Below are 21,980 nucleotides of genomic sequence, written 5' to 3'. Positions count from 1 at the left end.
GGGCCTGCCCTCATCGCTACCGCAGCTTATGCACACAGATTCTCAGACCATCTCGATCATCCTTTCTGTGTGCTTCTGCAGCACACTGTCATCGCCGTGCAGCCGCTCGGCGGAGAGGACATGGCGCTCAATCAGCCGATAAAGCGGCTGCAGGGCCGCCGCACAGGCGCCGACCTGGTCAGCCAGTGTCGACAGGCTCAGATCGATGCCCTCCCGGGCGTAGCGCTCGCTCTGCCGGTTCAAGGGCTGATGCTGGCCAAACTTCTCGAACAGGATCATTGCCAGCAGGTTCGGCCCGGCAAAGCCGCGCGGCGTCACGTGGAAGGGGGCCGGCGGCTGGCTGATCGTCTCACAGTCCCGGCATGAGAACTTCTCGCGCACGGTCTGGATCACCTTCCATTGCCGGGGAACAACCTCCAGCGTCTCGGTAATATCTTCGCCCAGCTTTGATAGCTTCGATGAGCCGCAGCAAGGGCAGCTCTGCGGTGCGGCGACCACGACCCGCTCGCGCGGCAAATGGTCCGGGAACGGTTTGCGCGACGGACGCTTGCGCTGGAAGGATTGTACCGTCTGCGCCTTGGCTGCCGCCCTCTCAGCCGCCAACGCGTCTTCGGTTGCGGTTGCTTCCAGCTCTTCGAGCTCAAGCTCCATCTGCTCCAGGAGCCGTGCCTTGCGCTCCGAGCGGCTGCCGTAAATCTGGCGACGCAGCTTCTCGATCTCGAGCTTGAGGTAACCGATCAGTGCCTCGGCCGCCTTCGCATTGGCAGCTTCCGCTTTGGCGCTCGCCGCGACCGCTTCGGCTTGAACGCGCGCGGCGCGCTCCGCGAGGATCATCGCATGCGCGGCGGCAAGATCGGTGGGAAGCGATTCAGATGTGGTCACGATGGCGATGGAATCACATCCATCACGATCCGCAAGCTCAAAGCCTCATCCGACCGATGTCGGCCGCCACGTCTCTTGTGGGTGCCGCCAGTCGATCCCGGACAAGAGATAACCGAGCTGCGCCGACGAGATCGTCACCACACCCTCGGCCGGGCTCGGCCAGATGAAGCGGCCGCGCTCCAGGCGTTTTGTGAACAGGCAGGCGCCCTGGCCGTCATGCCAGATCACCTTCAGCAGGTTGCCGCGGCGACCGCGGAAGCAAAACAGGTGGCCGCCCAGCGGGTCGCGATGCAAGATCTCCTGAACCTGCAAGGCCAGCGACGGAAAGCCCTTCCGCATGTCGGTATAGCCGGTCGCGAGCCATACCCGCACGCCGGCCGGGAACGGGATCATCGTGGCCGTCCATCGGTCAGCGCCGCCACGACTGCGGTCAGCGTCGCCGCGTCAACCGCACCGGTGATCCGCATCCGAGCCCCGGCCGCGAACTCAATCTCGATCGCACCGCAGCTTCCTGAGGGCGCCGTCAACGGTGGCCGGTCTGGCGCAATGGAGACTGCCGCAAAACGGACCTCGTCATCCTGCCGCTGCATCGGCTCGGGCCCGCAAGCGAGGACGCCGGTCCGCGCCTGCCGCCGCCAAGCCGTAACCAGATTGCGGTGAACGTCATGTCGTCGAGCAACCTCGACAACACTGGCCCCAGGCGCCAGACTCTCCTCCACGATCCGAAGCTTCTCGGCACTCGTCCACCGCCGTCGCCGCTCAGGACCGGACAGAACCGTAACCGTCGACACGTTTGCTCATTTGCTTGCGAATTAATGAGCAAATCATCTCACGCTCAAGCACAATCCGGGAAGACGGCCCCCACCGGAGGCTTACGCTTCGCCCCCATAGCGGCCGGGTTCGTGCGGCGGCGCAATCGCGACGTCGCGGGCCGCGCTATATGTCAGGGCCGATTGATCCGCAGGGCTGGAAGGTGTGGAGCGAGCGTCCGCGCAAGCACCCTTCATGTTTCTGGGCATAAGCAAGCACGCCCATGACAATCAAAACCACTACGACAAATCCGGCTATGAGGTTCTTCACCATGGCTGCCACTCCACGGAGTAAGCGCGCTACGAACTAGGCCGACCGCGCGGCCAAAGATAAAGCCAGCCCTAAACTAAGAGCACGACAAGTTGGCTCCGGCTAGAGCAAACTTCCGCTAAGGGTCAACAGCGCCGTTTTGACCAGTGGTGGGGAGCCTCCGCTTTACCCCCAACCCCGCACATCTCGCCGCAACGCCCTAACGGAAGCGAAGGGCCAATACCGGACTCTTATACTAAACAATCCCGACTCGATTCGACAGGCCATGCGCACGCTCAGATTGCTGCGCAGCTCCCAGTCCGACGAACTTCCGCCCTCGCGGGTGTCCCCCGGCTTAGCAATTATGGAAAGCGATTGATTTGAGTGCGGTTTGAGATCAATGTTTCGGTTGATGAGCGAAGCATCCGTTCGAGGCGAGAATGGAACGTCGTCTGACAGCGGTGGTCTGCGCTGACGTCGTTGGCTACTCTAAAATGATGGGAGCTGACGAAGCCGGCACTCTGGCGAGCCTGAAGGCTCACCGTGCGGCCTTGGATCCGGTCATCCTTAATCACGGCGGCAGGATCGTTAAGACCACAGGCGATGGTCTGCTGCTGGAATTTCCAAGCGTTGTCGGTGCAGTTACCGCTGGGATCGAGGCACAGCAACTGATGGCGTCGCGCAATGCACAATTGCCTGATGATCGACGCATGCGGTTTCGAATCGGCGTGCACATGGGAGATGTGATTGTCGATGAAGATGACCTGTTTGGCGACGGGGTCAATATCGCTGCACGGATTGAACCTCTGGCACCGCCGGGCGGGATCGCAATTTCGGAGAAAGCCCACACGGAAGTTCGAGGGCATATTGACGCCGCCTTCGATGACGCTGGCGTACATTCGCTCAAGAACATTGAGCAGCCCACCAAAGTTTGGTCATGGAGCCCTGAAACGTCCGCCGGTCCGGTTGCTCCGGCAAGCAAAACATCGGAGACCAAGCCAAGGGGAGCAGTGGCAGTGGTCGGCGTTTTGCCGTTCGAAAACCACAGCGACAACAAGGAAGACGAATATTTTTCTGACGGAATGACCGAGGACCTGATCAACGCCCTTTCACGGCAAGACGTTTTTCGTATTCTCAGCCGGCATTCGACGTTCCGTTTCAAAGGGAAGCATGACGTCCGGCTGATCGCCAGGGAGCTCGACGCCACATACATCGTCAGGGGCTCTGTGCGACGAGCAGGGAACACGGTCCGCGTGACCGCCGAGCTTGTGGCGCCAGAAACTGGCGAGCAGCTTTGGTCCGAGCGCTTCGATCGTGACCTCAATGATCTGTTCGCTATCCAGGACGAGATAACGACTGATCTGGCCGCTTGCATCGCGCCAGAGATTGACAAGGTCGAAACCAAGACCCATGCGCGGCTCACGAGCGCGGAGCTATCCGCGTGGGATTGCTACTTGAAAGGACTTTTCCACTGGTATGCCGCTTCGAGCAGCGATTTTCAGCTGGCGGCGGCCTGGTTCCGCAAAGCGATCGAACATGATCCTACGTTGGCGGAGGCTAAGGGTTGGCTCGCGATCGTGCTAGTGCACAGTGTACAGGTTGGAATCACTCGCAGCACAAGAGAATTGTGGTCTGAGGCATTGCAACTGACGCAGCAAGCAGTGCGGCTTGACCCGCGATCTCCGATGGCATTTGCTGCGTTCGCATTCGTAAATGCTTTCGCAGGCAATCAGGACGCGGCGATAGAAGCCGGTAGGCACGCAGTCGAGCTCAATGTGCACGATTCCACTGTGCGAGGAGTTCTCGGACAGTGCTATTTCACAGCTGGAGATCATGTCCGAGCGCTTGAGATGTTTTCGACCGCACTGCGAATGAGTCCCAACAACCACGAGGCTTATCATTGGGCGGCAATGAGTGCGTTCGGCCATTTCTTGCTTGGCAACCACGACGCAGCGCTATCCTGGGCCAGGAAGGCCCTCTATGGTAATCCGGATCATTTGCAGGTGTTGGGAGTCCGAGCCGCGGCGCTCGCCGAGCTGGGTAGGAGTGTCGAGGCTGCTAAAGCAGCCGAGGAATTCTTGGCCCACGCGCCTGGCCTGACTATTGAACGGCATTTAAGGAATTTTCGCTGGAAGAATCCGGCGGATATTGCTCACTATCGTGACGGGCTCGCCCGTGCAGGTGTTCCGATGAAGTGACCGCCGGGAGGCAGTTGGCCGCCAATCAGAACAACGCTCTCACCTTCTTGCGGAGAGTCCGAGATGGGTCACGAGCGTCGTCCTTTGTCATATGCGGCTACCCGTCAACTTCCGCTATGCCTCGTTAGCGACCGAGATCGCGCGGCGGTGCAATATCTCGCGATGGGCCAACAGGAGACTCAAGCACTGCAGCAGATCGCGCCCTATAGATCAGCCTGTCGATGCGGACGAGCATCGCTCATTCGGTCAATCCCGCTTTCCGAAAACCCTCGATCATCAGCGTCGCAGTTTTTGATAGCTGGCTCCGAGCGATCCACGCCGATATCGTGAAAGCGGGATCGATCGCAAGCATACGAGCCGCCGCCTCACGGGCCTCGGCGTCGCGTCCGAGATGGGCGAAAGCGGATGCGAGGCAGCGGTATGGTCCTGGATAGGAGGGGTTCTGACGCAGGGCTTTCTTCCCTGCAATGATGGCCTCGTCAAAGCGACGAAGCTCAATAAAGGCAAATCCCATCCCGGTTAACGCTGTGAATTGTTGCGGGTCTACCGGGCTCATTCGCATGGCACGTTCAAAGCTCCGGATCGCTTCCTCCGGCAACCCTGCAATTTTGTAAACCCAGCCTCGGTTGTGCCATGCGTTAAATGAATTGGGGTTGAGCGCGACCGCCCGGTCTGCCATTTCGACCGCACCTTCACAATCGCCTGTCAAGAACGCCAGGGTTACGCAAGCAAATGCTAATGTTTCTGGATCGCTATCGTCGACGCTCAAGGCCAAGCGAAGAAGCCGAACTGCTTCCTTGCGCTCGAATTGACGATCAATCGCATAGCCTAAAACGACGTTGTTCATGTGACATACACCTGCCAGAGCAGCAGCAAAGCCGAACCGAGAGTCTAGCTCCAAAGCGCCATGAGCCAGCCTTATCGCCTCGGCCAACCCTTCCCGGGTCATCAAATAGAGCTGCTGTGTGGCTCGGAGATAGAAATCATATGCGGTGAGGTTCTCCGGTCGCCGCCGCGTCGCTATTTCAATTTCTGTTTGAAGCAATTTCGGCTGAATGGCTGAGACGACGGCGAGCGTGACTTCGTCCTGCAACGCGAAAATATCCGTCATGTCACGCTCGAACTTGTCCGCCCAAATGTGTGCGCCCGTAGCCGCTTCAATCAACTGGCCCGTGATGCGAACTTTCCCCGACGCCTTGCGCACCGCCCCCTCGAGGACATAGCGCACGCCAAGCCTGCGCCCGACTTCCCTGATGTCGACCGCTTTGCCCTTGAAAGTGAAACTCGAATTGCGAGCGATCACGAACAACCATTTGAACCGCGAAAGCGCGGTCGTGATCTCCTCAACCATCCCGTCCGCGAAGTACTCCTGCTCGGGATCGCCAGACATGTTTGCGAACGGCAGCACGGCGATGGAGGGCTTGTCGGGAACTGCAGGACCGCTCTCGGGCGTATCGCCCGGATTTGGACCTGCAACCTCTCGCGCCTCCTGCACCTGTCCGACGAAACGGAATCCCTTACGCGGCAGCGTCTTGATCAGTCGCTGTTCCTCCCCGCAATCGCCGATTGCGCTTCGGGCGACATTCAGCCGGGTCGTGAGTGCTGCATCCGAAACGCTGCGCCCATTCCAAATGGCTTTGATGAGGTCGTCCTTGCTGACAACCCGCTCCCTGTTGCGGATCAGATAATCGAGCAGATCGAACACCTGCGGTGCAATGCGGACGACGTCCGCCCCGCGATACAACTCGCGCCGGTCAGGGTCGAATGCGTAATCCTCGAAGAGATAGCGCAAGATGCGAATCCCCTTGGACGAGAGCCCCCGATAACCGGGTAGCGTTTTGGCCTCGCTGCAAATCGCAAGAATAAGCTGCCGGTGAGGAAAATGTAAGCTGCCGGTCAAGTGAGCCCGCCGATCTCGCGGCACCTTCGTGCCGTTGGAAAAACACCGTCCCAGGAGACACCGCAATGAGCGCGACGACGCACGGCGCAACGTGGCTGGACCGGACATCCGGACCGACCCGGCATGTCGCCAGCTTCATCTGGAAATATTGGGATGCCTATCGGGAGCGCCGCGAACGCCAAAAATTGCGCGCCACCTTGTCAAACTTAAGCGACGCGGAGCTGATGGACATCGGCACCACGCGCGGAGAGATCGACTACGTCGCCTCGCACCGAAGTATTGATCCGCGAGGCATCAGATCCGGCGAATGGCTGCGATACCTGCCAACGGTGGAAATGGGGCCCATCGACTTCCGCTAGGGGTCAACAGCGCCGTTTCGACCGGGCGCATGGCCGAACATCCCACCGAAAAGCAATCGCAGCGATCCGATCTGCTTCAGCCCCCATCTCTACCGTGCTCGCAACCAGGTCGAGCGGTTCTTCAACAGGATCAAACAATGTCGTCGGGTGGCGACGCGCTACGACAGGCTCGCCGCAAACTATCATGCCCTCGTTCAACTCGCGTCGATCAGGCTATGGCTGCGCATTAATGAGTCCGCGTCCTAGTTCACCACCTAGAAGCGCTCGCCGACCGAGCACTTTCGCAGCTGTGAGTTGTCCGCAAAGGAGATAACGACGATTTCGAGCATTGAGCAGCACTAAAATACCGATCCGCGCGTTGCAAATCGGATACATCCAGGTGGAAATGCTCAGGCGCGGCCAGTGGTCCCATTTGGGACAAAGTCGGTACGCTACCTCATCGCTCTGATTCACACCCGAGCTTTAGCCCCCCGAATGAAGATCGAGATTCTGATGACGCGCGCAGCAATGGTTGTTAGCGCGCTTGCACTCATGCTTGGATTGACAAGCCTGATCTACAGCATGACGTGGAGTCCTGATGGGCTGTCCGTCAAGAAGCTGCTGCTTGTCATTGTATTCTGTGCAGCCTTGCTCAGCTTGTTCTATGGCAACATCGTCTACCAAATGACGAGGCTCGGCCAAATCAGGCGACACTTCGCTCACCAAAATGACGCGAGAGATCCTAAGGTCTTCCGTGACGGCGAAAAGCCGCCGCGTGTCAGCATTGTCATTCCCTCGTACAAGGAGCATATCGCGGTCGTGATGCAGACCGTACTGTCGGCGGCTCTTTCTGAGTATGCCAATCGACGGATCACGGTACTTATTGACGACCCTCCCGGTTGCACCGGCGCGGATCTCGTTTCGCTCAACGCAACGCGCGAACTGATCGACGAACTCGACGACTTTTTCCATCGGGCAGCGCAGCGTTTTCGAGATGCCGCGGAAGCCCATCATCTTCGGATGCAATCGGCCGGGCCCGTTGCGGGGGACGAGCGCATCATTCTTGCCGACCTTTATGAAGAAGCCTCGGAATTCGTCGACATCGTAGGCAGGCGTTATGCCGAGCGCTCTCAGCCGGCCTTTGCCCACTCGGACGAGGTATTTGCGCGCGAAGTCATTCGCCGTTTGTCAGACGAACATCGCGCGCGGGCCGCAAGGTTTCGGTATGAGGAAGACGAAGTCGACCCACGGCAGCTTCGCCTCGAGTATCAGCGGCTGATCAGCTTGTTTGCTGCGCCAATCCACAGCTTCGAACGTAAGCGCTTCGCCAACCTTTCGCACGCGCCGAATAAGGCCATGAATCTCAACAGCTACATCGGGCTGATGGGTCGCGCGTTTCGCGTGTTAAAGGGCTCGGACGGCGCTCCCATCCTTCTCGATTGCGACGAAGACGAAGCCAGTTTCGCTGTGCCGGCCGCGGACTATGTCGTCACCATCGACGCGGACAGCATTATCCTACCCGGCTACATCACGAAGCTCGTTTCCATCATGGAAGCAGATTCTCGTATTGCCATCGCGCAGACGCCGTATTCGGCGTATCCCAATCCGTCTTCGGTTCTGGAGCGAGTGGCGGGTGCGACGACCGATATTCAATATCTCGTGCATCAGGGCTTTACCGCCTTCAATGCGACGTTCTGGGTGGGCGCCAATGCAGTCCTTCGCTATGCGGCCCTCGATGAGATCAGAACGATGGTCGAAGAGCGCGGCCATACCGTGCCCATCTTCATTCAGGACAAGACACTGATTGAAGATACGGGATCAACTGTGGATCTCGTGGCCCGCGGCTGGCGGTTGTACAACCACCCGGAGCGACTGGCCTACAGCGCGACTCCTCCGGACTTCGGCGCTCTCGTCATCCAGCGCCGGCGGTGGGCAAATGGCGGATTGATTATCTTTCCGGGCGTTCTTGAACTCTGGCGGGGCCGTGCAGCAGGCTGGCTTGAGACCCTCATCCGTTCGCACTACCTGCTCTCGCCTGCGCTCGCAAATATCGGCCTGCTCCTGCTTCTGGTCGTGCCGTTCGGTCGCGAATTTTCGAATGTTTGGTTCCCAATTGCGGCCGCTCCCTATTATCTGCTCTATGGCCGGGATTTGGTCCGGTGTGGCTATAAGGGACGCGATATCCTGCGCGTCTATGCCCTGACGCTGCTGCTCATTCCCATCAATCTGGCCGGTGTGTACTCTTCCGTCGAGCAGATCATGACCGGACGCAAGAGCGCGTTCGCGCGCACACCAAAGATTGAGGGACGGACGGCCGCGCCGGCTTCCCACCTGATCAGCTTGGCAATCCTGCTGATCACCGCCGTCGTTTCAGCCTTGTTGAATCTGTGGTCCGGCAACCTTCTGTTCTTTGGCTTTTCGGCCGCTAATGTCGCTTTCTTTCTTTATGGCTTCGGGCGCCTGATTGGCTGGCGCGAGGCTCTGGTTGACGTCAAGGTAGGCATTGGGCTGGGCTCGGTCGATCGTGAGTCGGCCGGCGAACTGGCAGTGCAACTTGCCGAGGAGCCAGCTCAATGAACACTGGGAGACCGTAGTGTTTACGCACTCCACTTGTCTGGCCAAGACGACTGACATTTCGAGCAGTGCGCTGAGATGGCTCGCGAGTGTGGCGTTCGCGTCTGGTGTCGCTTTCGTTAGCGCCGCCGCCGCGGAGCCGCCGCGCTTTAATTTGCAGAGCACGAGCGATTTTGCGTCCTACGGTGCCTTTTACACAGACCTCACCGCAACCTACGCTCCATTCGGTAATCTGTGGGACGAGGGTTGGCGCGTGCAGGGAGTTGCTTCGGCGCGACGTTACAGCACGACCGATGCCGGTCAAAAGCGTATTGGACTTGACGCAACTGTCGATGTGCTCGGCGGCTACCAGTTCACACCGAACGGCTGGTCATGGATCCTCTCTGCTGGTCCGACTTTCGTGGATAGCCACCTCTACGCTGCACCCGGGTTTGCCGCGTCCAACACGATCAAATACGGTCTGAAAGTTCTGACCTCTCTATATGGGAAGCCCTCGAACGACACGATGGTCTACGTCCAGGCGCATTACAACACGGCCTCGGATTTCTATTATATGCAAGGCAAGACGGGGATCGCGATTGCGCCCAACGTTTTCGTCGGACCGGAAGCGGCCTTTTCCGGAAGCTGGGTTCATGGCTATGATCAGACCCGTATCGGGGGACATATAAGCGGCTTTACGCTCGCAGGATTCAACACTGGCGTCTCGGCAGGGTTTGTGCGGGACAGCAGCTACGGCAAGGGCTTTTACGCGGGCGTCAATGTTCAGAGCGACTTTTGATCGGTATCTACTGAGACGCTCAGCCGGTCATTTCGGCGATGCGCCACTGCAGTCCCGATAGATGCCGTCGCCAAGAATCTGGGCGAACACCTGGATGTCGCAGGCGCCGTGAACCATGGTGCGATGAATTCGGAACGGATCGTCGCCGGGATGATTGAGGCCATTGTCTATCGTGAACAAGGCCGTGTAGCCGGACTCCTTCGCGAGTTCGATCATCTGGTCGTTGTAGTGCCCCGCAGGCCAAGCGAGGTATGGCACAGGTCGACCGAGTTTCTCGGCAAGCAACCGACGCGACTCGGTGAGTTCCCAGCGCACTTGCTCGGGCCCTTTATCAAGCGTCCGGCCCTCCATCCAGTCGATCATGGTGTCGCCAGCTTTCCACGGATGCGTCATGCTGTGCGAATAAATGTCGTAGCGCGGATTTTGCGCGATGGCCTCGATCTCATTCCAATCCATATGCGGCCAGCCGATGCCCTTGCCGGCAATGATCCAAAAGGTGGCCTTGAATCCGTACATATCCAGTATCGGTAACGCGAGTTGGCTCGATTTCCAGCCATCGTCGAATTGAATGGCGACCATCTTTGTCCTAGGCGGCGCAGCACGACGCATGTAGTCAACGATGTCCCTCGCGCTCAGCGTCAGGTAGCCCTGCTCGTGAAGATAGCTCATCTCCGACTTGAAGCGCTCGAGCGAAATAGCCTCAAGGCTGTCCGGTGGTCCGTCGGGCGTGTCGCGAATTTGATGGTAAACAATGACCGGGAGTGCCGGATCAGCAGCAGCCCTCGAGCTGTACGCGCCAGAGATGATCAGGATAGCGGCAGTAACTAAGCGCATCCCAAATCGCACAGATGTCGTCAGCTGGTCAATCATATTGCTCTTGCTCGGATTCGACTGTTTTGGAGGACGATCTTAGGCATCAGCAAGGCCGGTACAATCCTCCACAAGCGTAACCCGCGAAAGTCTCGGGCATCACGATCTCGGGCTGATGGCGAAGCGTAAGTCCAATTCGAAGACGCTCCGAACATAGGAACGTTTTGGCTCGCCGCGAGTCCTACAGGCGCGACTGATCCTCTTGCTTTTGGATCGGACAATGGACAAAGCGCTCGCCTACGCCATCTCGGCGGTCATTGTGGGCTTTGGCGCCTGGATTTTCGTTGCTGGGCTGGGCTCCAACTCGCCCATCATGTGGACCGTCGTCGCACTGGTCCCCATCTCGATTGGCGTCATCAGCGCTTTCGGCCCCTCGTGACAGCGGAGCGGAGGCAAGTGGACCTGACCGAGATCGAGCGCGCGTTCCTGAAGCAACTGACCTCCGAACCGTGGGTCAGCACCCCGCTCTTCGACCATGAAATCGTCGCCAGGCTTGTCGAACTCGGGCTGGTCGAGGCCGACCCGCTTGCTTCAGGCGAAGTCGAGTACAGCATTACTGCCGCTGGCCGCGCTGCTTTGCCTTAGGGCCTGTCCGGGCAAGCCCGCCAATGGCTCAGCGTGCCTGTGTTGTTCAAATCGCTCCGCCGTGCTCGCTCCGGCGGTAGTCTCAAATCGCGAGACATGCCCGCGCAAACCATGCCCTTTCGATGCTTCTGCTTGCTATCGCTCTGAAGCTGGCTTTGTGGTTCGGCCTGGCAGGCTGGCGCCTGCCAGAGGAGCAGTCATTGCGACCACCTTGATTATTTGTTGTATTGCGATCCTCCCAATGAAAGGGACATTAGACTGGCCGTCTAAGAAGCCCGCCGGGATGCTTGCATCAAGCACCCCGGAGGTTTCCGGAAGTCCATCCGATCCCCAAAAACGGACCTGGCTTAAGCTGCGGTTGCAACGACCTCTATGGCAGCGGTATCTCAGGGCTTCATCGAGCCCTGCACGCCGGTGTAAACGGCATAGAGCGAACTCGAGCCACAGATGTACAGCCGATTTCGTTGCTGGCCGCCGAAGCAGAGATTGGCGACGGTTTCCGGGATGTGAATCTTGCCGAGCAGCTTGCCGTCGGCGGTGTAGCAGCGGACCCCGTCCTCGTTCGGATCGCCCCAACCGACAGAGCACCACACACGTCCATCGCGATCAGTGCGAAGCCCGTCGGTGATGCTCGGCTTGGGCATCTCCGCAAAGACCTTGCTGTTCGACACCTTACCCGCCGCCGCGTCGAGGTCGAAAACACGGATATGCGAGGGGTTGTCGGGTCCGTCCGTGAAGCCGGTGTCGATCACATAGAGCTTCTTTTCGTCAGGCGAGAGCGCAATGCCATTGGGCTCCACGAAGTCGTCGACGACGACCTTGACGTCCCCGGATTTCGGATCAACACGGTAGACGTTGTGCTTCTCCTGCTCCTGATCGGCTTTAATGCCCTCGTAGAAGCCGCCGATCCCGTAGGCCGGATCAGTGAACCAGATCGCGCCGTCGGAGGTGACGACCGCATCGTTGGGCGAGTTCAATTTCTTGCCGTTGTACTTATCGGCAATGACGGTGATCGAGCCGTCGAGTTCAGTTCGCGTGACCCGCCGGCCGCTATGCTCGCAGGTGATCAGGCGTCCTTCGCGATCGATGGTGTTGCCGTTCGAGTTCATCGACGGTTGGCGGTACACGCTGCAATGACCGTCGTCCTCCGAGAAGCGCATGATGCGGTTGTTGGGAATGTCGCTGAACAGCACATATCTTCCGGCCGGGAAATAGACCGGCCCCTCGGCCCAGCGAAACCCCGTTGCGACGCGCTCGACCGCCATGGTGCCAGCGAAGGCCGGGAAATCGGCGGGGCCGAACGTTGGCGGACCCTTCTTCGCAGACTCCAGGTGGGAGTCCGGATAGCGGCTGCCGGGAAGCGGTCCCAGCGGCAAGGGAGCGGTTGCTGCGGTGGGCGCCCCTGTCTGACCGAATGGCGTGACGCTCGCCGCCGAAACCGCTTTGATGCTTACCGCCATGGTTGCGGCTGCCGTTGTGGTGAGAAACGCGCGCCTGTTCATCGTCACCTCCCTAGCTAAGTTGAATATTTTTGGTAGATGCTGATCGATGATCCGAAGCTACTTGCCAAGCTCAGTAGCGGGCCAGATTGTAGCACAAGGAAGGTCGACCAAGAAGTCGAGCCCTGCGAGTCCCTGGATCGCATTGTGATGTTCGCATCCGGGTCCGAACTCCCCTCGCGTCCAGAAGAGCTGAGCCAGCCCTGAAAAAAGCCCCAGCTCCTAACCAAGGGGAACTGGGGCCGTAGCCTCTCGCTTCGGCCGGCAAGGGGAGAGCCGGCCACGAATGCTACTTCCTGCAGAGGTTCGCGGCAGTCACGATCGAGTGTGGCCACCAAAAAAAACGAGGTGTGCGCGGCCGAATTCCCCTGCTCTCACCCGGCTACCTAATCGAGTTTCATCATCGCTCCAGGCGCGATGCATCCTAAGACCTGGCGCCGGCTGTGCTGTGCCCGATCTTGGGGTTACCTTGGCGCTTGCAGGACGACACCGTAGCGCCCGTATATCCGATTGATCGTACCATCGGTTCGTAAACGGTCCAGCGCTCCGTTGATGGCTTCGCGCAAGTCATCGTCCGGGCGTACCATGCCAACAGCAACATTCCAGTTGAGGTTCGCCTCGTTCTCGTCGAGTTCGAGGATACGGACCGCCTTGTCTGGATGAGTCAGATTGAAATAGCTGGCCGTCGTCGGGGTGACCGCTGCCGCATCAATCTCATGATTGGCAAGAGCCTCGAGGCTGTCGACCTCAAATCCGAAGGTTGACGTGGGCACGTGACGCTGACCGAGGGTCATGGCGGCCATCGAGCCGACCAGGACGCCAACCTTGGAGTGCTCGTCGAGGCTGTTGAATGACGTGAGTTGGCTTCCAGGGAGGACCGCCAGCGCAACCCCCGTGCGATAATAGGGTTTCGATATCCGCAGGTTGGTTTCGCCTTGCGCCTCACGATCGGCGATGATGTCGAGCACGATGTCACAGCCAGCACTGCGCATCTGGTATTGAGTGATAATCCAGTCCGCCCTGAGCGAGACGCCCAGCTCGCGTGCGAACGCATTGCCCAACTCAATCTGAAAACCCGGAGGATCGCCGGCCTTATTGGCAAATGGCAGCGAGTTAGGATGGGCACATAGGCCGAGCACACCGGAACTGCGAATCGCATCGAGAGAACGGGCCTGAGCGATGTTGGTGAGTCCCCAAAAAGCGCTGACCACGAGGGTGAGATAGCTCTTCATGGAATTGCGGATGTAGATCAATGTGGCCTAGCCTTCATGTGGCTTCAGAGTGCGAATGTATTTGATGATCTGGTCGATCTGCGCATCGCTGAAAGTTGCGCCGAACGCCGGCATTGCGCCTTCCTTGCCGTGCTTGATGCGGTTGCGGATGAAGTCGTCATCCCGCTTGGTGTCCATGAGCTGCGGCCCCTTACCGGCGGCGCGACCGCCATCGGAGTGACACCAGCCACAGGTGGTCGCGAACAACTGGGCGACATCAAGCTGTTGGTTGTCCGAATTGCCCGGAGTGGTTTGCTGCGCGCCAGACGGCAAGGTGGAAATCATAAAGAGAGCGACCATTGTCGCGGCCGACAACGTGGTGATCTGCCAAGCCAATCGCATAAGCCTCTATCTCTCAGGGACGCAATTTGCGTCGATCTTCATTAGCTCCGCGTCCAGGGAGGGAGCCGCGTCAAGCTGCTCCCTCCCCGCGTTACGGCTTCATTTAAGGCTGTAGACGACGAGCGCGCCGTCGTCGCGCGGCATGCTCTTGTACACGCCGCCGAATGTCGGGGCGTAGTCATCCGAAGCCATGCCGCCGAAGCCGGCCACGACTGCAATGTACTGCTTGCCGTTGACGGCATAACTGATAATGCCGCCCTGGTGGCCGGTGCCGTCGCCATGGCTCCACAATTCGGCACCGGAGTCGGCGTCGTAAGCATGAACCGTGCCGCGCGAGTCCGGCACGAACACCAGATTGCCTCCTGTCGATAACACGCTTCCGAGCGGCGGCTCGGGGAAGCGGACTTCCCACTTCTTGGCGCCGGTAATGGGATCACGTGCATCCAGATGGCCATAGATCTCGCCGCCGGGCGGCGGCGCGATCTTGAAGTCGGCTCCGATGTTGAGCTGGGCCTGAGGAGCAACGATCGGAGTTGTCTTCTGAACTTCGAGCGTCATGCACCATTCCTGCCCGAGTTTGTAATACAGCCCCGTCTTCGGGTTGTAGGATCCGGAGTTCCAGCTCACGCCACCAGATATGTGAGGACACAAGGGCTCGGAAACCTTCCCGGCGGAGAAGTCGCGACGGCCGATCAGCTCACCCGTCTTGGGATCGATGTCCTTAACGAAATTGCTGTTCTGCGTGATCCGCCAGACGTTCTTGACGCCAAGATTGCGGTCATAAACGAAGATGTAGCCGCTCTTGTTCGGATGGACGACATACTTCTGGCCGTCGCGATCGAGCATCACGAACTCGCCGACCGCGCTGTCAAAGTCCCAGGCGTCGTGGGGCAATTCCTGATGATAGGATTTCAGCTTGCCCGTATCGATATCGAGCGCAATCACCGAAGTTGTGTAGAGATTGTCTCCGGGACGCGCCCCCTGTGTCTTGTAATCGGCTCCCGACCAGTCGTAGAGCGGCGCCGGGTTCGCAGTGCCCCACAGAACAGTATTGGCTTCAGCATCGTAAGTGCCAGGCATCCAGCCGCCGCCGCCGCCTGTACGCCAGGAGTCGTTGCCCCAGGTCTTCATAGCCTCATCGGTGCCGGCAACCGTCAGGAATTCCCATTTCTTCTTGCCGGTGGCGGCGTCAACACCAAAGATCGGGCCACGGCCCGGCCATTCGCCGCCTTGCGCGCCGATCACCACTGTGCCCTTGGCATAAAGCGGCGCCCCGGTGAAACCAACAGTGAGCTTCTGGGAATCGATCAGCTTGGTGTCCCACATGACCTTTCCGGTCTTCATATCGAGCGCGATGAGACGACCATCCATCGTTCCCACGTAGACCTTCCCCTCGCCGATGGCGACACCACGATTGTAGGGGGAATGTGTCTGCCGTGCGATCAACGCCTCGTCCAGCTCGGGGAAGTAGGACCAGATCACCTCACCCGTAGCGCCATTCAGCGCGAAGGTGCGACTGTAAGAGCCAGTGTAGTAGAGCACCCCGTCAGCAGCCAGAGGCATCGATTGCAACCCGCGGGTCGAGCGTCCCGGAATATGGATCCAGGCTACACTCAGGTTGCCCACGTTATTCGTATTGATCTGTGATAGGGGGCTGTAGTGATACGATTTGTATGAGCCATGATAGGTCAGCCAGTCATTCTGACCGGCAGCTTCGATCCGCGCCGTGTCCACGGATTGCGCAAACGCGGTTGACGCAGTGAGCGCCATACCAACAACAAGGACAGGTAAACAAGCATCACGCCGCTTCATGTAGAGTTCCTCCCGCTTTCTTGTCTTGTCGACTGGGTGAACCGCTCCGAGAAGTTCGCCGTTCAAACGTGGGGTCTCTTCCTCATCAGATTTCAGTTGCAGCAAATGTCGCTCGTCCAGAAAATGAAAACAAGCCGAGCGGTCGGTGCACCCGCCAACGATCATAGAGTACTTGAGATCACCTCTTGTGCAATGATGGAAAATAGCATCTCGGTGAACGTCAAGGCTGCTTACCGAAATCGACAGGCTTGCGGATGACGGCGCTATCGAGGTGACCAAAAAAAAGCCCCCGGGTGGGGGAAGTGCCACCACGCTCGCTGTTTAATGGCGCGCCGTATCGCTAGCAGTCAGGAATTCCTTGGGGGCGCGAGGTGGCATTGGCGTTGGCACTCGTACCGGACGAAGGAGCCGCGGAGGTGCCAGAATTGGCTCCCGGCGACGTTGTTGAGCCAACCGTCGTGTTTCCAGAGGGGCCAGTTGCAGTGGCACCGCTTACGTCACGAACCACTTTGTTGGCCACGTCCCAGCATTGCTTGAGATCGTGACCACTCGACCCACCCGTTGAAGTTCCTTGCGCATTGGCGAATGTGCCGAGCGTCAGCAATGCTCCGCCGATCGCCACTCCTAGATAGATCTTGCTCATGAAGGGGCTCCTTTTTGCGTGCCGGCTGAAGTGCCGACGCCTTTCAATTCGCACGCATGTCTTACGTTCCCTCCGGATAGGTGCGCGCAAACGGGATCCGGCCGCGGACGCGGTTCGCAGTCTCGCGCTTCTCCACCCAGATGGGCTTCAAAAGATCATGGATGTGGCTCGGCTTGATCTCCGGAATCGTCAGCTTACCAATCGTGGGACAGGCGTAGCGTTTGAGGGAAGATGGCCATTGATCGCGATGCTTCTCGCTCCAGATGACCAGTTCGTCCGGATGTAGGACTCCGCGCATTCCTCGAAGATCGGCAACAAAACCTTGGCCTCGACGGCCTTGGCTTCTTCGCGCGCTTTCCGCCTCTCCCGAATTTTCGCCCACTCACCCAGTTGCCTAGGTTGGTTTAAGGTCACCGCCGCAACCGATCACACGCGACGTCCCGAGCAAGTCAAGTTCGTCATTGATGCCGAGCCGTCCCTTGGCTCCCTCGATCGCACCCTTGATCAAGTCCGGTGGGCGATGGGTGCCTGCAGCGACCTTGAGTACGACGACTGCGACCGCGAGGATGATGATCCGGACGAGGCCAAGCAGCAGGCGCCGGAAATGTGCCCATGCGCCTGATCCGGCTACTTGTCGGACGGCTTTGCTTCAAGCTGAGCCTTGGCCTTGCGATAACGGGCCAGACCATCAGCGGGATTGATATGGCAGATCGACCAGCATTCCCGCTCTTCCACAACTGACAAAGAGGCCCGCCGGTTCACGCTGGCGGCCTTACCAAGAAGCCGCGGCGGCCCGAAAGACCAAGCAAGAAGGCCGCCCGCATGGACGGCCTTTCATTCCGAGGACTATGGCGTCAGCGTTGGAGCGGCGGCCTTTCGCTGCCTTAGCCAGGCGGAAGGTACCCGCCCTTCGGCAGCTGCTTCACCATTTCAAGATTCTTATCGATCGCCGCAAATAGCTTATCGAACGTACCCGCTGGAACAGTGAGGTTCGGAGAACCTCCCGAAACCGCTTCCAGCTCGGCGGCTGACAGTTCACGAGCGCTAATCGTCTTCATCTGCGTTCTCCCTATTCTGTGTATGGCTTGATTGCCATCGGATGCAGGATGTACGCGCTTCCAGCGATGGTCGCTGTGACGCGCGTCACGTTGCCACCGTATTCCGATATCCCATCGCAGGGACCACAGGCTTGTTCCGATTGAAGTCAGGCCGAACCTCGGCGCCCCGACCGCCGCAACTCCGACAGACGAACCGCGGCTCGAGGTCCGATAGCCGCACTTCATCGGACCAGCGTTGGCATCTAAGGCAACGTGATGGCCGCAGTGGCAATAGACCAGCACGCCGCGCAGCCCCATCTCGCGCATTTCACCGAAGGTGATCTTCAGCAGGCGGCCGTCAGTATGCGTAGGCGTGTGGCGTTATTTACAAACGGCCGATTCAGAGATTCACACCGACGCTGAATCGTCAGCTTGCGCTATTCCAAGTGGGATATGACCGAAAGTGAACGCCGCCGTCTCGGCGCGGACTGCCGACGTCAGGAGAAGCCCAGCCGCACGGCCGGGATGCCTCCGGCAGGAGACACTTACCGCGTTCCCGCAGGGATTCAGACGCGATGGATTGCGAGGCTATTCACACATCCAGCTCCGACAGCGTGCTATTTTCGGTGCCGTATGATCGTCTTGAATCAGTCCTTGGATGAAATAGGATGGAGTTGCCCGAACCACGATCAGGCGTTGAGATGCTGAAGGGTCCTGCCATGGAAATCAGGACTTGGCTGAGAGGGCTAGGATTGGGGCGGCATGAGTCGCTGTTCGTTGCGAACGCCATTGATTGCGATGTGTTGTCGCAACTGACGGAAGTCGACCTCGAAAAAATTGGTATCCCGCTGGGCGACCGGAAGCGCCTCATGAGCGGGATACGTGCACTTCCCGCCAGCCCTCCCCCTGGTGCCGGGGACGCCCCCGTTCCGCAGTACGCGGAACGCCGCCATCTCACGGTGATGATCTGTGACCTGGTCGACTCGACCGCGTTGGCGGCACGGCTCGACCCGGAAGACATGGGCGCGGTCATCGATGCCTATCACGCCGCTTGTGCTCGTATAACGCGTTCCTATGACGGCTTTCTCGCTGACTTTCGCGGAGACGGCATCCTTGCCTACTTCGGCTATCCCATTGCGCACGAGGACGATCCCGAACGAACGGTCAGAGCGGCACTAGATATCATTACAGCTGTCGCACGCCTTGAAACGCGGGCAGGAGAAGCTCTTGCCGTGCGGATCGGCATCGCTACCGGAATGGTCGTTGTCGGCGACCTCGGCGGCGATGGCAAACTTCGGGAGCATGCCGTAGTTGGCGGTGCTCCTAACGTCGCGGCTCGGGTGCAAGCCTTGGTCGAGCCGAATACGGTGGTTGTGGCTGACTCGACGCGCCGTCTTCTCGCCGATATCTTTGATCTTCGCGACCTGGGCGCCCACCAGCTCAAAGGCATCAGCACGCCCGTGAGTGCATGGGTCGTTCAGGGTCTTTCGGCTTCCAAGAGCCGCTTTGAGGCGGCGCGCCCGGCAGAGCTCACCCATCTCATCGGCCGCGATGCGGAGTTGGAGTTCCTGTTGGAGCGTCAGGATTTGGCTCGCGCCGGCGAAGGCCAGATCGTTCTCATTTCCGGTGAGCCGGGCATCGGCAAATCGCGGCTTGCAACAGCTCTAGCCGAACGTGCAGGCGGGCGGCAACCACTCATGCAATTTCGCTATCAGTGTTCGCCTTATCACGCCAACAGTGCACTTCATCCCGTGATCGAGCAGTTAGAGAGGAGCGCCGGGTTTAAGGCCGAGGATACCGCCGAGATGCGGCTGGACAAGCTCGAGGCGCTGCTCGCTTTGAGAGCGCCCGAAGTTGAAGTGGTGATGCCACTTTTTGCTGCGTTGCTATCTGTCCCGTTTGAGGGCAGTTATCCAGAATTGCAGCTGAGCCCCGCACAGCAGCGTCGACGCACGCTTGCCGCGTTGCTCGATTATTTTGAGAGCCGTTCGCGCAAACAGCCGATCCTCTTGCTCATCGAAGATGTTCACTGGGCGGACGACACGACGCTCGAATTGGTCGACCTCATCGTAGAACGAGCCCGACTGCTGCCAATGCTCGTGCTGGTTACCTCCCGGCCAGAGTTCGAACCTCCTTGGATGGGGCTTGCAAACGTCGGATGCTTGACACTTGGGCGGCTCAGTCCGAGCGATGTCAAAAACGTGGCCACCCAGGTCGCCAATGGCCGCGCGCTTCCGACTGAGGTGATGAAACAGATCGTTGCAAAGACTGACGGGAATCCGCTGTTCGTGGAGGAACTCACAAAGGCCGTGCTCGAAGCAGGCATTCTGGTTGAAAATCAGACCCGGGATCAAATCGGGAGCTCGCTACCACTCTCCGCCATCCCAGAAACCCTTCACGATTCCCTCATGGCGCGGCTCGACCGCCTGCACTCAGTGAAGGAGATCGCTCAAATTGGCGCCACGATCGGTCGTGACTTTTCTTATTTGCTGATTCGAGCCGTGGTCGATCGAGAAGAAGCACGTTTGCAGCAATCGCTCGCCGAACTCGAGGAGGCCGGACTCATCTTCCGCCAGGGTGATTTGCCGGATGCCGTCTACACGTTTAAGCACGCTTTGGTGCGGGATGCGGCTTATCAAAGCCTGCTGAAAAGACGCCGCCGCCAACTACATGCTCAGATAGCGCGGGTCCTCGAGGAAGAATTCCCGGCGGCCGCCATGAACGATCCGGAAATCCTGGCTCACCATTTCACCGAAGCGGGTCTCCTTGAACAGGCTACGGATTATTGGCTCAAGGCCGGAAAACGCGCGCTCGGCCGCTCGTCCAATGCCGAGGCCGTGAAGCACCTCGCGCGAGGACTGGAGCTGATCGAACAACTGCCGAGCTCGCCACAACGCGACCGCAGGGAACTGGATTTTTATATGGCGCTAGGACCTGCAGTCGCTGCGACCGAGGGCGACGCCGCGCCTGAAACGTCCCGAGTCTTCTCGCGGGCTCGCGCACTGCTCGGCGAAAGCGCCAGCCTGGAAGAACGGATGACGATATTATGGGGCAACTACCTGGCCCACAGCATGCGGGCGGAATATAGTACAGCGCTCGACGATGCCCGGCACTGCCTTGCGTTAGCTGCAGAGTACGACCATCCTGGCGTGTCCGTCCTAGCCACTCGCTTTATTGGACAGACACTGCATTTTACAGGCGACTTTGCGGAAGCACGCGGACACCTGGAGCGAGCCCTGGCGTTGTGCTCAACCAATCCAGCCACGATGTCGAGCTATCGCCGCTTTGGAGTAGACGACGCGGTGAACAGCCTGGCGTGGCTCTCGTCGACCTTGTTACTGCTTGGCTATCCTGAGCAGTCTGCAACGATGCTCGAGCGGACCGAAACTCTCGCTCGAGCGAGGCAACAAAGCTTTACGACGGCCCTGGCTCTGGGGAACATGGCCGTTTTGGGCATAATCGGGGCCGATGCACAGCGCGCCTTGGCTCACGCGGACGAGGCGATATCGCTCAGCGTTGAGCATGAATTCGGGGCGATCGAACGAAGAGCACGTTTTTTCCGTGGAGCGCTACTAGCCCAAGCAGGAGACCTTCAAGTCGGAATCGAACTGATGCGCAGCGCTTTGGCAGCAACTTACCACAAGTCCGAACGTGGCCGCCGCACTCTTTATTTGGGTCAGCTCGGCCGTGCTCATGCGAAGCTCGGAGAGCCCGAAGTCGGACTTCGTCTGTTGGACGAAGGCGTTCAGCTGGCCCAAGCAACAGGTGAGAGGTTCTTTGAGGCCGAGTTGTACCGTCTGCGGGGTACCATCAACCTAGGACTCGGAAGGAGTAGCCAGGCAGAGGCCGAATTACAGCGATCGTTGGCGATTGCGCGGCAACAGCAAGCCCGCTGGTGGGAGTTGCGTGCGTCCATCTGTCTTGGGCGGCATTGGATCAACGAAGGCAGGTATTTTGAAGCCAGCTCTCTCGTGAAGCCAATATACGCTTGGTTCACCGAGGGTCGGCATACGCCAGATCTGGAAGAGGCCAGGACTCTGATGGAAGAGTTGAGCTCAGTTTCTGGATTAGAGGACGAACCGGATCACGGCAGCTAGCTGCTAGAGCATCCGGCGACTGAGTTGAATCGAAAGTGATGGAGGGATGGCTTCCGGCGCGTCGATTATCGTGAGTCCATAAGGTCTCTGATTCG

18 protein-coding genes and 2 pseudogenes are annotated in these 21,980 nt (G+C 59.1%); 8 read left to right on the top strand and 12 right to left on the bottom strand.

The features are described 5' to 3' along the window. Positions 1 to 84: 84 nt before the first annotated feature. The 3 genes and pseudogenes from tnpC to tnpA form a co-directional block, all read right to left on the bottom strand. A pseudogene (tnpC, locus tag XH88_RS26215) lies at positions 85 to 834 on the bottom strand (IS66 family transposase); the annotation flags it as partial. 93 nt (positions 835 to 927) lie between these two features. After that, complete coding sequence (gene tnpB / locus XH88_RS26210; protein WP_271671130.1) at positions 928 to 1,275, bottom strand: IS66 family insertion sequence element accessory protein TnpB; 348 nt, start codon at positions 1,273 to 1,275, stop codon at positions 928 to 930. Then, the gene (gene tnpA / locus XH88_RS26205) at positions 1,272 to 1,673 is read right to left on the bottom strand and encodes an IS66-like element accessory protein TnpA (protein ID WP_271671129.1); all 402 of its coding nucleotides are present in this window, start codon (positions 1,671 to 1,673) and stop codon (positions 1,272 to 1,274) included. The genes tnpB and tnpA overlap by 4 nt, the downstream gene beginning before the upstream one ends. Positions 1,674 to 2,381: 708 nt before the next feature. Here tnpA and XH88_RS26200 point away from each other — a divergent pair. After that, positions 2,382 to 4,139 (top strand): adenylate/guanylate cyclase domain-containing protein, encoded by a 1,758-nt coding sequence (locus tag XH88_RS26200; protein ID WP_271671128.1) that lies wholly within the window; start codon positions 2,382 to 2,384, stop codon positions 4,137 to 4,139. Between the two features lie 238 nt (positions 4,140 to 4,377). On the opposite strand, the gene XH88_RS26195 is transcribed toward XH88_RS26200, so the two are convergent. Then, positions 4,378 to 5,931: a winged helix-turn-helix domain-containing tetratricopeptide repeat protein gene (locus XH88_RS26195; RefSeq protein WP_271671127.1), complete on the bottom strand. Its 1,554-nt coding sequence runs from the start codon at positions 5,929 to 5,931 to the stop codon at positions 4,378 to 4,380. Between the two features lie 173 nt (positions 5,932 to 6,104). Here XH88_RS26195 and XH88_RS26190 point away from each other — a divergent pair, with 173 nt between their 5' ends. From XH88_RS26190 to bcsS, 4 genes and pseudogenes are all read left to right on the top strand, one after another. Beyond that, on the top strand, positions 6,105 to 6,398 hold the full coding sequence (locus XH88_RS26190) for a DUF1127 domain-containing protein (RefSeq protein WP_271671126.1): 294 nt from the start codon (positions 6,105 to 6,107) through the stop codon (positions 6,396 to 6,398). A 24-nt stretch (positions 6,399 to 6,422) separates the two neighbouring features. Beyond that, positions 6,423 to 6,644, top strand: a pseudogene (locus tag XH88_RS26185) (transposase); the annotation flags it as partial. 228 nt (positions 6,645 to 6,872) lie between these two features. Further along, positions 6,873 to 8,954: a glycosyltransferase family 2 protein gene (locus tag XH88_RS26180; protein WP_271671125.1), complete on the top strand. Its 2,082-nt coding sequence runs from the start codon at positions 6,873 to 6,875 to the stop codon at positions 8,952 to 8,954. 16 nt (positions 8,955 to 8,970) lie between these two features. Next, positions 8,971 to 9,729, top strand: a complete 759-nt coding sequence (gene bcsS / locus XH88_RS26175) for a cellulose biosynthesis protein BcsS (RefSeq protein ID WP_271671124.1) — start codon at positions 8,971 to 8,973, stop codon at positions 9,727 to 9,729. Positions 9,730 to 9,756: 27 nt separating this feature from the next. On the opposite strand, the gene XH88_RS26170 is transcribed toward bcsS, so the two are convergent. Then, a complete protein-coding gene (locus XH88_RS26170) occupies positions 9,757 to 10,599 on the bottom strand; it encodes a polysaccharide deacetylase family protein (protein ID WP_271671123.1) in 843 nt (280 codons plus the stop codon). Positions 10,600 to 10,819: 220 nt separating this feature from the next. Here XH88_RS26170 and XH88_RS26165 point away from each other — a divergent pair, with 220 nt between their 5' ends. Together XH88_RS26165 and XH88_RS26160 are read left to right on the top strand one after the other, a co-directional pair. Then, the gene (locus XH88_RS26165) at positions 10,820 to 10,978 is read left to right on the top strand and encodes a hypothetical protein (protein WP_271671122.1); all 159 of its coding nucleotides are present in this window, start codon (positions 10,820 to 10,822) and stop codon (positions 10,976 to 10,978) included. A 17-nt stretch (positions 10,979 to 10,995) separates the two neighbouring features. Continuing rightward, positions 10,996 to 11,184 (top strand): hypothetical protein, encoded by a 189-nt coding sequence (locus tag XH88_RS26160; RefSeq protein WP_271671121.1) that lies wholly within the window; start codon positions 10,996 to 10,998, stop codon positions 11,182 to 11,184. Between the two features lie 386 nt (positions 11,185 to 11,570). On the opposite strand, the gene XH88_RS26155 is transcribed toward XH88_RS26160, so the two are convergent. The 7 genes from XH88_RS26155 to XH88_RS26125 form a co-directional block, all read right to left on the bottom strand. Then, complete coding sequence (locus tag XH88_RS26155; RefSeq protein ID WP_271671120.1) at positions 11,571 to 12,686, bottom strand: SMP-30/gluconolactonase/LRE family protein; 1,116 nt, start codon at positions 12,684 to 12,686, stop codon at positions 11,571 to 11,573. 461 nt (positions 12,687 to 13,147) lie between these two features. Beyond that, complete coding sequence (locus XH88_RS26150; RefSeq protein WP_271671132.1) at positions 13,148 to 13,915, bottom strand: substrate-binding periplasmic protein; 768 nt, start codon at positions 13,913 to 13,915, stop codon at positions 13,148 to 13,150. A 27-nt stretch (positions 13,916 to 13,942) separates the two neighbouring features. Next, on the bottom strand, positions 13,943 to 14,290 hold the full coding sequence (locus XH88_RS26145) for a c-type cytochrome (protein WP_442868473.1): 348 nt from the start codon (positions 14,288 to 14,290) through the stop codon (positions 13,943 to 13,945). Between the two features lie 105 nt (positions 14,291 to 14,395). Next, positions 14,396 to 16,108 (bottom strand): pyrroloquinoline quinone-dependent dehydrogenase, encoded by a 1,713-nt coding sequence (locus XH88_RS26140; protein WP_271671131.1) that lies wholly within the window; start codon positions 16,106 to 16,108, stop codon positions 14,396 to 14,398. Positions 16,109 to 16,448: 340 nt separating this feature from the next. Next, a complete protein-coding gene (locus XH88_RS26135) occupies positions 16,449 to 16,751 on the bottom strand; it encodes a hypothetical protein (RefSeq protein ID WP_271671118.1) in 303 nt (100 codons plus the stop codon). Between the two features lie 61 nt (positions 16,752 to 16,812). Next, entirely contained in the window at positions 16,813 to 17,049 is a 237-nt protein-coding gene (locus XH88_RS26130) for a phage integrase central domain-containing protein (protein ID WP_271671117.1), read from the bottom strand. Between the two features lie 586 nt (positions 17,050 to 17,635). Then, on the bottom strand, positions 17,636 to 17,809 hold the full coding sequence (locus XH88_RS26125) for a hypothetical protein (protein ID WP_194462029.1): 174 nt from the start codon (positions 17,807 to 17,809) through the stop codon (positions 17,636 to 17,638). 647 nt (positions 17,810 to 18,456) lie between these two features. Between XH88_RS26125 and XH88_RS26115 the strand changes: the two genes are divergently transcribed. Further along, positions 18,457 to 21,885, top strand: a complete 3,429-nt coding sequence (locus XH88_RS26115; protein ID WP_271671116.1) for an AAA family ATPase — start codon at positions 18,457 to 18,459, stop codon at positions 21,883 to 21,885. Positions 21,886 to 21,980: the final 95 nt, after the last annotated feature.

It is taken from the genome of Bradyrhizobium sp. CCBAU 51627, assembly GCF_028128765.1.
Taxonomy (GTDB): domain Bacteria; phylum Pseudomonadota; class Alphaproteobacteria; order Rhizobiales; family Xanthobacteraceae; genus Bradyrhizobium.
Note: the sequence above shows the minus strand (reverse complement) of the source record. Positions and strands in the feature narration are given on the sequence as shown.